This window comes from Streptococcus sp. ZY171113, assembly GCF_057748235.1.
The window spans coordinates 2248561-2259572 of sequence record NZ_CM173243.1 but is presented as its reverse complement, the minus strand read 5'-3'; the positions used below and the strand labels follow the sequence as shown (position 1 = coordinate 2259572).

The following is an 11012-nucleotide window of genomic DNA, read 5'->3' as shown; positions in this document are numbered from 1 at the left end:
ATCCCCCTCCTTAGGTCAGTATTCTTACATTTTATCATAAAGCAGCCGAGTTTTCCACAAGTTTTTGAAACTTATTCACATTGTGAAAACAACTAATCCACAACTTGTGGAAAAGTTGTGGATTAGTTGCTATTATTGGCAATTTAACCTATTTTTCTTGTGGAAATTCTTGTTTTTGGTTATTTATTTTTCCACAATATTCACTATTTTGTGGAAAAGATTGTGGAAATCATCCAAGCTGTCGAAATCTAAAATCAGGCTTCCTCTTCCCTGAGCTGACAGTTTGATGTGGGCTGACCTGCCCAAAGCTTTTTTGAGGGCCAGTTCCTGATCTGCTACAAAGGGGTCTATTCTCTTGGCTGTTTTTTCCTGCTTTTTCCCTGATTTGATGGCTTCTTCTAACTGCCGAACTGTCCATCCTTTCTCGATGATGAGGTCTAACCATTGGTCTTGTTCCTTGGTGGAATGGCTGAGCAGTAAGCGGGCATGACCAGGGCTGATGGTTTTGGCAATCAGGGCTTTTTTTGCGTCCTCTGATAGGTTGAGGAGGCGTAGGCTGTTGCTGATGTAAGGCCTTGATTTGCCCATGCTCCGTGCGATATCATCATGGGTCATTCCCTCCCTTTCCATCAAACTCTGATAGGCTCTGGCTTCCTCTATGGGATTGAGGTCAGATCGCTGAAGGTTTTCAATGATGGCCTGTTTCATGCTGTCACGATCACTCATGTCCTTGATGATGGCGGTGATGTCGGTCAATCCAGCCAGTTGACTGGCTCGAAACCGTCGTTCTCCGGCAATCAATTCATAGCCGACAATGGGAGACTGCCTCACTACGATGGGCTGAATGAGGCCATTTTCAGCAATGGATTGGGCCAGCTCTGCCAATTCTTCTTCAGAAAAAACCTGGCGGGGCTGGTAGGGATTGGGATGAATCTGCTTAATAGGAATGGTTTTGAGTTGTTCAGTCATGGGTACCTCGTCAAAAAACTCGCTTTACACTATTGTAAAGCGAGTTGCCTGTCCTGTCAATTATCTTGTCACACCCAAATCTTGATTAGTCTTTGTCAAGGTGATGTCAAAGGTCTGTTTTTGCCCCTTGCGGTAGACGGTCACGCTGATGGTATCCCCCAGTTGATGCTTGTAAAGCACACTCTGCAGATCACTGGCACTGCTGATGGTTTGACCTTCAATTTCAACGATGACGTCATAGAGCTCTAATTTGCCATGAGCAGGCATGCCTTCTTTGATGTCGGAGATGATGATGCCGCTGGCTAAATCAAGCGGAATCTGCAAATCGGTGTAAACTGTACTTGACACTTCTGCCAGATTGACCATGCTGATGCCGATAGCAGGGCGGATGACTTGACCGTTGGTTTCCAGTTGGTTGATGATGGCAATCACATCGTTGGATGGGATGGCAAAGCCCATGCCCTCAACAGCGACTTGACTACGAGAAGAGGTGATTTTGCTGGAATTGATGCCGATGATTTGCCCCTGAATGTTAATCAGGGGTCCACCAGAGTTACCTTGGTTGATGGCGGCATCGGTTTGAATGGCGTTGGTTGATACGGTTTCACCGTAATCGTTGGTCGAGGTGACCGTTCGGCTGAGACCAGAAACGATGCCCTCGGTCACGGAGTTGGCGTATTGGCTACCCAGGGGGCTACCGATAGCGATGGCTGGTTCGCCCAAGGTCAGGGTTGACGAATCCGCAAACTGACCAATAGTGGTGATGTTGTCACCAGCAATCTTGATAACAGCTAAATCTGAATAGGTATCTGCACCGACTAATTCACCGTCCAGTCGGTTACCGTTTGCCAAGATGATTTCCAGTTTTTCGGCTCCTTCGACAACGTGGTTGTTGGTGACGACATAAGCAAACTGACCATCCTTTTTATAGATAGCCCCAGATCCTTCACCATAGACGACCAGTTCGTCAGACTGATTAGGCAGGTTGCCTCCAAAAATCTGGCTGTAACCGCTGCGGCTGGTCTTGTAGTTGACAACGGAAACAACGGCTTCTTGAATGGTCTTGACGGCCTGGGTGGTGGCTGTTTGGATTTCTGTCTGACTGACAGTAATCTTATTTTCCGTGTTATTGGTACTGGTTTTCTGAGAAATGACTGTCTTGGCCTGGTTGTTGGTCAGGTAGAGGGTAGCGGCTGCACCGCCAAAACCACCTGCAATCAGGACAAGGAACAAGGTCATCAGTTTTTTGAATAGTGTTTTCATAAGAACCTCCTGCTTTTTTCCCCTATCTTATACAAGCTCACTTAATTATACCTTAAACAGTTGGAAAAAGAAAGTTTCCACAGCTGTGGAAAACCTTGTTAATAACTTGTGGAAATGTGGTATAATGGAAGCATGAAAGTTAAAGTAATCAGTGTTGGTAAACTGAAAGAAAAATACCTGAAAGACGGCATTGCCGAGTACACCAAGCGTTTGGGTCGCTTTGCCAAGATGGAGTTGATTGAGCTGGCCGATGAAAAGACCCCAGATAATGCCAGTCCTGTGGAAAAGTCTCAAATCATGGGCAAGGAGGCCGAGCGGATTTTGGCTAAGGTTGGGGAGCGTGATTTTGTTGTTGTTCTGGCTATCGAAGGCAAGCAATTCAGTTCTGAAGACTTTAGCCAACTCCTGCAGGATAAGATGGTAGGCGGTTATTCGACCATCACCTTTATCATCGGTGGTAGTCTGGGTCTAGATGATAGGGTTAAAAAACGAGCTAACCAACTCCTGAGTTTCGGGCTCTTGACCCTGCCCCACCAACTCATGCGGCTGGTCCTTGTTGAACAGATTTACAGGGCCTTCATGATTGCTGAGGGCAGTCCTTACCATAAGTAGAGGGGGAAAAATGACCAAATCCTATCGTATATTTGAAAGCTTACGGGTGACCCTATTGGTGACCTTTATCAGTGGCTTTGTCAACGCTTATACCTTTCATACTCAAGGTGGGCGGTTTGCAGGTGCTCAGACGGGTAATGTTATCATGATGATGGTTAACCTGGCCAAGGGAAGTCTGAGAGAAGTGGCCAGCTATCTTCTTCCCCTCCTGGTCTTCATGTTGGGGCAAGTCTTGGCTTATGTTGCTAGACGGTGGGCCAGAAAAAAAGGCCTGCGGTGGCATGCCTTAGGGGCTAAATTGCTGTTTGTCCTCCTCTTATTCACCGCCGTCATCAGCCCAGCGCCAGCCATTGGTTCCAATACAACCATCGCCCTTTTGGCCCTTTTCTCGTCCTTGCTCTTGGACACTTTCCGACGGGTTAGGGGCCTGGCTTACGCCAATGTTATGATGACCGGAAACGTGAAAAACGCCTCCCAGCTTTTGGTGATGGGTTTAGTGGAGAAAAATCCTGCCATCAGGCAACAGGCCTACCTAGCTTTTTCAGCGATTTTTGGTTTTATGCTCGGGGTTTTAGGAGCCAGCCTGATTGTTGCTTACTTTGTTGAGCATAGCCTTTTTGTGCTTTTGCTACCACTGTTAATCCTCAATTATATTATCGTAACAGAAAAACCAGCCTAAACAGGCTGGTTGCTTTTGATTCCAGCAGGATTCGAACCTGCGACCGTTCGCTTAGAAGGCGAATGCTCTATCCAGCTGAGCTATGGAACCTTAACAGTCTTATTCTATCAGAAATGGGTTAGCTTTGTCAATACGCAAGAAGATTTAAACAGGACAACCGCATGAAAAAATGCAGGCAACTATCTTTTTGAGTTACATGAATTTTTCGGAAATTTTCTTGAAAACACCTCGATATTCGGTACTATTCTATTCATCTCACGGAAATTATACCAAAATTTTCATCTAAAAAGTGCAGCACTTCTCTGAAAAAAATGCCAGTGTAAAAAATTGGATATTTCATCAAAAAAATTGAAAAAAGGGCTAGACAAAGTAATTATTATCTGCTAAAATAAATAAAGTAATCAAGGTTACCTCTGCTCCGTTGGTCAAGGGGTTAAGACACCGCCTTTTCACGGCGGTAACACGGGTTCGAATCCCGTACGGAGTGTCTCAACGCTAATCTAGCGTTTTTCTTTTCTAACCTAATAGATTAAAGGAAACTAGTTGATAGACTAGTGAGAGTTTAAATCTATCTGCTCCGTTGGTCAAGGGGTTAAGACACCGCCTTTTCACGGCGGTAACACGGGTTCGAATCCCGTACGGAGTGTCTGTTAAGAAGAGGTTGCCTCTTCTTTTTTGTTTTTCTGAATTGAAAAACCTCTCTGAGGAATAGTCAGAGAGGTGATGTCTTAGTGCTTCTTCTTGGCTTTGAGGCCCAGAAAAACTAGAAAACCGAGGAGGCCAGCGAGCGATAGCAAGCTACCTTCCTTGAACCCATGTGGCACAAAGGTCAGGATGATCTCTCCTTGGCCTTTTTTAGCGTCCAGCAGGATCAAGCCTTCTTGGGCTGCCTTGACTGGCAGAGGCTGACCATCTTGTTGAGCTGTCCATCCCTTGTCATAGGGCAGGGTGACCAAGAGAGAACTATCCTCTTGACTTTGGTAACTAATCTGTACCTTATTGCCTTTGGTTTTGGCGGTAACTGGCCGAGCCTTGATGGCCTCAAGGGCGGTTTCAAGGGCTTGGATGTCTAGAGCGTAGGCATTGGGCTGGTTAAAGCTGACACTCTCCGTTTCAGGGAACACCAACCGCAGATTGAGGGTGGTGTCTTCCTCGTAGTAGCCCAAGTCCAGCAGGCTGAAGGCATTGTCTCGTGTGTAGTCGAGGATGTGGCCGTTCAACTCCACCTTGATGGACTTGTTGTCCTCGTTTGAGCTGGTCAGGGTGGGCAGGCTCAGGTAGGCCTGACTATGACCGGGAACCCAGAGGCTTAGGTCCGCATAGGAGGAGCCGTCCGTGGCCTTGAGGGTGGTGATTCTCTGCTCCTGATTGGCTTGGGGACTGGTGGTTGTTTGTTTATGGAAATAGCTGAGCTCTAAACCAGCCAGGTGATTGAGGAGTTTGGTCTGGTTGTCCAAGGTTTTTGAGGTCAGTTCAATCTCCTGGTAAGGCTCCCCTGTTAACAAGGCCAGAGGTAGGGCATGCTGGTTGCGGTAGAGGAGGAGGTTACCAGACTGGTTAAAGAGGTCAAAGCCATACTTGTTGATGGGCTTGTCGTGGACATTGTAACGGACGGCGAATAAGCTATCTGCAATCAAGGTGTTGTTCTGGTAACGGAGGTTGAGGTTAGTGCCGTCAGATCGGAAGCCCAGCTTGTCCAGGAGTTGACTGGATTTGCGGTTTCGGACGGAGGAAAACTGAGAAATCCCATTGTAGCCGTGTTTCATGCTGTCGTTGCCTGTCTGCGGCAGCCATTTTTCAAAGCGAAAGAAATCCGCTTCTGTCGCATCAGCAGCCTTGACAAGCTTGTCAAGGTCTGTCAAGTTGCGAGCGTAGCCCTCCCGTGAGGGGAAGTGCCAATCAGAGTTGAGGGCAGTCAACTGGTAAAAACCGTTGATACTGGTCTCAAAGAGGGTAAAGAAAACGGTAAAGATGATGTAAAGTTTCCTGTCAATCTGTCGGCCATGATAGCTGATCAGAATAACGCCATAGGCCAGCAAAAAGCAGAGGGTCAGACTAAAGTTTTCCAGGGTCAGAAAGTCGTAATGCTTGTGGAAGATAGCCACTCCTGTAAAGCCAGCTGTCAAGATACTTAGGCTAGGAAGCAATCGCTTGATAGTTAGTTGGTCGTGACGGTTGAGGGTTTCAGCAGCCATGTAGGTGATGACAACTGAGAAGACCCAGGAGTAGCGGTGCAGGAACATGTTTGGTGCGTGCATGCCCTGCCAAAAGAGGTCCAGGGGTTCCAGATAAAAACTGGCGACAATAAAACTGAGTAAGGCTCCATAAGCCAACTTGACTGGCCATTTGATGGACTTGACTGTAAAGAAAGCCAAAGCTAGAATAAGTGGAAAAAGGCCGACGTAGATGGTTGGAATGGAACCGAACTTGGTCGTGTCATAGGCACCTAGCATGTTCTTGGCGAAGGGATCCAGATACCAAGACTGGTCTGTCAACCATTTTGACAGGTCTGTCAACTTTTCCCCATGGGTCTTGAGGTCTAGATAAGTTGGCAGGAGCATGACCGAACTGGTCAAACCAGCCAAGAGGGATACGATAATGAAGTCACCTAATTTTTTCCAGCGGTTTTTGAAGTCCCAAGAGAGCTGGGTCAGAAACCAGAGGGTGACGAAGATGGCTGTCATGAAACCAAAGTAATAGTTGAGCAGAAAGAGGCTTGACAGGCTTGTAAAGTAGAGCCAGCAGCTCTTCTTGGTCAGCAACTGGTGGAGCCCTAGTAAAATCAGGGGAACCAAGATAAAGACATCCAGCCACATGGTGATTTCAATCTGACTGAGGGAAAAACTCATGAGAGCCAAAGAAGTTGATAGGGAAATAACCAGCCAGTGATTGAGCTTTTTATAGATAGTTGACAGACATGTAAAGTTTGTCAAGCCTGTCAATCCAATTTTGAGCAAGGTCATCAGGTAGATGGCGTCAGGCATACTGCTTCGGTCAAAAACGTAAACCAGAGGTGAGAGGAAACTGCCTAGATAGTAGCTGGTGAGAGCATAGAAATTGAGGCCAAGACCGCTGGTGAAACTATAAAAGAGACTGTCTTTTCCGTGGAGAATATCCCTGAGGGTATTGGCGAAAATAACGTATTGGTGGAAACCGTCGCTGGCTAGGATGGTCGTCTCACTTCCCCACCAGATGTTCTGAGTTGCCAGACCGATTGACAGGATGGTCAAGGGGATAAAGAAACTGGCCAGATAAAAGAGGGATTTTTTTCTCATAATCGTGTCCTAGAAAAAGAGAGCTGGTTGCCCAGCTCTGCTATGATTATTGTGCCCAGAGGGCTTTAACCTTGGCTTGAACCTCAGCGTTTTCAAGGAACTCATCATAGGTTTCATCGATACGGTCAATGACACCGTTCTTAGAAATAACCAGGATGTGGTTGGCCAAGGTTTGGATAAACTCGTGGTCATGGCTGGCAAAGATGATGGATTCTTTGAAGTTCTTGAGGCCGTCGTTGAGGGCTGAGATGGATTCCAAGTCCAAGTGGTTGGTTGGGTCGTCAAGCACCAGGACGTTGGATTTGAGGAGCATGAGCTTGGACAGCATAACACGCACCTTCTCACCCCCTGACAGGACGTTGACAGGCTTGAGCGGTTCGTCACCTGAGAAGAGCATGCGGCCTAGGAAACCACGCAGGAAGGTGTTGTCGTCTTCTTCCTTGCTGGCGAATTGGCGGAGCCAGTCAAGGATAGATTCGCCACCAGCGAAGTCCTTGCTGTTGTCCTTAGGCAGGTAGCTACGTGAAGTGGTTACCCCCCACTTTATTGTCCCTTCGTAGTCGATGTCTCCCATGAGGGCACGAATCAAGGCTGTTGTCTGGATGTCGTTTTGACCAATAAGAGCTGTCTTATCACCTGGACGCAGGATAAAGCTGATGTTGTCCAAAATCACTTCGCCTTCGATGGTCACTTTCAAGTTCTCAACGGTCAAGAGGTCGTTACCAATCTCACGCTCCGACTTGAAGTTGACGAAGGGGTATTTCCGGCTGGATGGGACAATCTCTTCCAGCTCAATCTTGTCCAGCATTTTCTTACGCGACGTCGCCTGTTTGGACTTGGAGGCGTTGGCGGAGAAGCGGGCAACGAATTCTTGGAGTTGCTTGATTTTCTCTTCAGCCTTGGCATTGCGATCAGCCTGCAAGCGAGCAGCCAACTCAGATGACTCCTTCCAGAAGTCGTAGTTACCCACGAAAATCTTGATTTTACCGAAGTCTAGGTCAGCCATGTGGGTGCAGACCTTGTTGAGGAAGTGACGGTCGTGGGACACCACGATAACGGTGTTATCAAAGTCAATCAGGAAGTTTTCCAACCAAGTGATGGACTGGATGTCCAGACCGTTGGTCGGCTCGTCCAGGAGCAGAACATCTGGCTTACCAAAGAGGGCCTTGGCCAAGAGGACTTTTACCTTGTCACCGTTAGCCAGTTCACTCATGTTAGCATAGTGGAGGTCTTCAGAAATGTTAAGGTTTTGGAGCAACTGAGAGGCTTCAGCTTCAGCTTCCCAACCGCCCAGTTCAGCAAAGGTACCTTCCAGCTCAGCAGCACGGTTACCATCTTCCTCAGTGAAGTCTTCCTTCATGTAGATGGCGTCTTTTTCCTTCATGATGCTGTAAAGCTCGTCGTTACCCATGATAACCACGTCGATGACCCGCTCGTCCTCGTAGTCAAAGTGGTTCTGACGAAGAACAGACAGGCGTTCGTTTGGTCCAAGTGACACATGACCAGTTGATGGCTCGATGTCACCAGCCAGGATTTTCAAGAAAGTTGACTTACCAGCACCATTGGCACCGATAAGACCGTAGGTGTTGCCCTCGGTAAATTTGATGTTAACATCGTCGAAAAGTTTACGGTCGCTAAAGCGGAGTGACACGTCTGAAACTGTAAGCAAATTGGTTTACCTCATTTATTTATAATCCCTTTCATTGTACACAAAAACACCATTTTTTTCAAGGTTTAGCCTAGACTTTTTCGGGGAAATAGCAGAGCAGACCGAGACTATTCAGAACAGATAAACTTGACAAGGTTGTCAACCTTGTCAAGTTACTGTTAATTCTTAGCTTATTTACCAGTTATGAACCAGTAGATTTGATTTTTTTTCAATGATTATTGTATCCTATCATCAAAAAGAAATGAGGTGACTTCATGTCTAAGAAGAACACTCGAAACCATTTTTTAATTCGTTTAGGTGGTGCCTTCCTTTACTTGGTCTTGTCACAAGTCGGGCTGATTGTTGTCTTTAGAAATGACCTCCTCAATGGTTTTTACAAGCCTTGGAAATTCTATGCGATGGTCATAGCTATTGTTCTCAGCAATGTGTTAGTCGCACAGGATATCTATAAGCACTATAAGAAAGACTTGAAGGAAAGCTAAAAAGTTGACATACCAGTAAAGGTTGTCAACTTTTTGTAAACTAGGGGGCGATTAGATGGGTGGCAGGACATCTTCGTCAGCCAGTTTTTTAGATAGAAAGAGAGTAACAATGACTAGAGATTCTAATTCTCTCTTATTTGATATAAGCGTTTGTCTCTGGAGTTGGTGTTCTCATTCCACTTCCACCACCATAGTAGGACTTTTGTTCTATGATGTTAAATGAAGCTCTCTTCCCACTATTAAAAAATGCTGTGCCTGAGAAAGTTGCTGATTTAATTCGACCTGTTTCAACAGTACCACTAACTGAATTTCCGATAGAATTTTTACCGCTAACAGTGTACACAGGGTTTTTGCCCTTGCTAAAAGTGACTGTCACCAAACCGGTAAAATAGTATCCCTCAGATACATTTGGGGAATAAGACCACCAAATCGTTGACCTATCATCGTGTATAAATAGTTTGGCTATGCCAGCTGGACCAGATTCAACGGCAAAGGGGCTAACTTGGCTACGAGCACTGACAGATGAAGTGGTCAATGGAATGAAAATTAAGAGTAAAATAGAGAATATTTTAACAGTTTTTTGAATGTCATAAAAAATCTCTTTCTTTTTTTTTATTTTTAAGTTAGAATATCATAAAAAAAGAAAGCGAAAACAACATGGAAAAACCAATTTTTTTAGAGCATCATTTTGGTAAAAAAATAGCATTTGACAGAGTGCTCAAGGAAGAGGATTTTCGGGTTGGCTATGTTGATGACTTAGTCTTTGTTACGATTACCGATAATTTTTTGCCTAATCTTACATTTTTGCTAGGTAAGTTGGGTAGAGTGGGAGTGCAGTTCTCATTCACTCCAGGAATTGATATTACTGATGGTAATAATGAATTAGCAGAGCTTCAATTTTGCTTGACAGCTGATGCCATCAGAACCTTAAATAAGGAGTATGACGACTTCTAAACTGGTGGTAGAATGTCCTCATCCGCCAATTCAAAGTGCTTGGTCAGGCTGAAGCCTCGGCCGTGAACTTGGGTAGCTGGCATGATGATGATAAAGGCTGTTGGGTCGATAGCTTGGATGAGGTGTTCAATGGTTGGGACTTCAACTGTCAAAACGGTGACCATGAGCATGCGTTTTTCCTGACCAGTGTAGCCACCGTAAATGGGAATCTCAGTCACGCCACGGTTGGCTGCGTCAGCTATTTTCCCCTTAATCTCAGCCGAATGTTGGGAAATAATCATGATGTTTTTGGAAGATTGGAAGCCCGTCATCATGAGGTTGACCACATAGCCGATGATGACCAGAGCTATGATAGAGTAAAGGACCCCATCCACATCCTTGAAGGCAATGAGGCCAGTCAGGACAACCAAGCCGTCAATGACTGTCATGATAAAACCAAGGGACAGGGGTGTGTATTTTTCGATGATTTTGGTCGGGATACTGGTGCCCCCTGTTGAGGAGTTGCCCATGAAGACCAGCCCAAGACCGATTCCCAAGATAACGGCTCCGAAAACGGCCCCGAGCAGCTGGTTGTTGGTTAGGCTGGGCATCTTGGACGTCCAGTTGATAAAAATCGGAAAAATCCAAGAACCGTAGAGGGTCGAGACAAAGACCGAACGTCCTAAAAAGACATAGCAGAGAATGAGGAGGGGGATGTTAATCAGGAGGATAAAGAGGCCACGGTCCCAGCCAAAGATGGCTTCCATACTGATGGCCAGGCCCCCGATACCGCCTGACACGATGTTATTTTCCGCCATAAAGCCGTTGACCCCGATGGATGAAATCAAGCAACCGATGGTAACTAGAGCGTAATCCCTGAGTTTGGTTTTCATAGCAATCCTTTCTGATGTTTCACGTGAAACCTTTTCTTCTATTATCCTAGCTTGTGGGGTGGTCGTCAAGAGGTTTTGGAGAAAAACTTGACAGATTTGCCCAAATCAACTAGAATAAAATCATCAGAAAGAGTAGGGAGTTCTCGTCTGTCAGAGAGTTGGCGGTGCTGCAAGCCAATAGGCGACCTCGTGAAATGGGCTGATTTACAAGAGACGTCAACCAATACGCGTCGGGCA

Annotated in this window: 10 protein-coding genes and 3 tRNA genes; 7 read left to right on the top strand and 6 right to left on the bottom strand. The window is 46.1% G+C overall.

What is annotated here, in order from left to right:
* Positions 1-183: 183 nt before the first annotated feature.
* Positions 184-969 carry a ParB/RepB/Spo0J family partition protein gene (locus AC3ARB_RS10935; RefSeq protein WP_488320566.1) on the bottom strand — a complete coding sequence of 262 codons (786 nt, stop codon included), beginning with the start codon at positions 967-969 and terminating at the stop codon, positions 184-186.
* 60 nt (positions 970-1029) lie between these two features.
* Entirely contained in the window at positions 1030-2232 is a 1203-nt protein-coding gene (locus tag AC3ARB_RS10930; protein WP_488320565.1) for a S1C family serine protease, read from the bottom strand.
* Positions 2233-2364: 132 nt separating this feature from the next.
* Here AC3ARB_RS10930 and rlmH point away from each other — a divergent pair, with 132 nt between their 5' ends.
* Positions 2365-2844: a 23S rRNA (pseudouridine(1915)-N(3))-methyltransferase RlmH gene (rlmH, locus tag AC3ARB_RS10925; protein WP_488320564.1), complete on the top strand. Its 480-nt coding sequence runs from the start codon at positions 2365-2367 to the stop codon at positions 2842-2844.
* Between the two features lie 10 nt (positions 2845-2854).
* Positions 2855-3523 carry a YoaK family protein gene (locus AC3ARB_RS10920; protein ID WP_488320563.1) on the top strand — a complete coding sequence of 223 codons (669 nt, stop codon included), beginning with the start codon at positions 2855-2857 and terminating at the stop codon, positions 3521-3523.
* Between the two features lie 16 nt (positions 3524-3539).
* Here AC3ARB_RS10920 and AC3ARB_RS10915 read toward each other — a convergent pair.
* Positions 3540-3613 (bottom strand) — tRNA-Arg (locus AC3ARB_RS10915).
* 325 nt (positions 3614-3938) lie between these two features.
* Here AC3ARB_RS10915 and AC3ARB_RS10910 point away from each other — a divergent pair.
* A tRNA-Glu gene (locus AC3ARB_RS10910) sits at positions 3939-4010 on the top strand.
* An 87-nt stretch (positions 4011-4097) separates the two neighbouring features.
* Positions 4098-4169 (top strand) — tRNA-Glu (locus AC3ARB_RS10905).
* 82 nt (positions 4170-4251) lie between these two features.
* On the opposite strand, the gene AC3ARB_RS10900 is transcribed toward AC3ARB_RS10905, so the two are convergent.
* Together AC3ARB_RS10900 and AC3ARB_RS10895 are read right to left on the bottom strand one after the other, a co-directional pair.
* Positions 4252-6798, bottom strand: a complete 2547-nt coding sequence (locus AC3ARB_RS10900; RefSeq protein WP_488320562.1) for a YfhO family protein — start codon at positions 6796-6798, stop codon at positions 4252-4254.
* Positions 6799-6844: 46 nt separating this feature from the next.
* Complete coding sequence (locus AC3ARB_RS10895) at positions 6845-8467, bottom strand: ATP-binding cassette domain-containing protein (RefSeq protein ID WP_488320561.1); 1623 nt, start codon at positions 8465-8467, stop codon at positions 6845-6847.
* 254 nt (positions 8468-8721) lie between these two features.
* Between AC3ARB_RS10895 and AC3ARB_RS10890 the strand changes: the two genes are divergently transcribed.
* The 3 genes from AC3ARB_RS10890 (at position 8722) to AC3ARB_RS10880 (ending at position 9903) form a co-directional block, all read left to right on the top strand.
* Entirely contained in the window at positions 8722-8949 is a 228-nt protein-coding gene (locus tag AC3ARB_RS10890) for a hypothetical protein (protein ID WP_488320560.1), read from the top strand.
* Between the two features lie 209 nt (positions 8950-9158).
* A complete protein-coding gene (locus AC3ARB_RS10885) occupies positions 9159-9341 on the top strand; it encodes a hypothetical protein (RefSeq protein WP_488320559.1) in 183 nt (60 codons plus the stop codon).
* Positions 9342-9606: 265 nt separating this feature from the next.
* Positions 9607-9903 carry a hypothetical protein gene (locus tag AC3ARB_RS10880; RefSeq protein ID WP_488320558.1) on the top strand — a complete coding sequence of 99 codons (297 nt, stop codon included), beginning with the start codon at positions 9607-9609 and terminating at the stop codon, positions 9901-9903.
* Here AC3ARB_RS10880 and AC3ARB_RS10875 read toward each other — a convergent pair.
* Entirely contained in the window at positions 9900-10775 is an 876-nt protein-coding gene (locus AC3ARB_RS10875; protein ID WP_488320557.1) for a YitT family protein, read from the bottom strand. The two genes, AC3ARB_RS10880 and AC3ARB_RS10875, sit on opposite strands and share 4 nt — an antisense overlap.
* Positions 10776-11012: the final 237 nt, after the last annotated feature.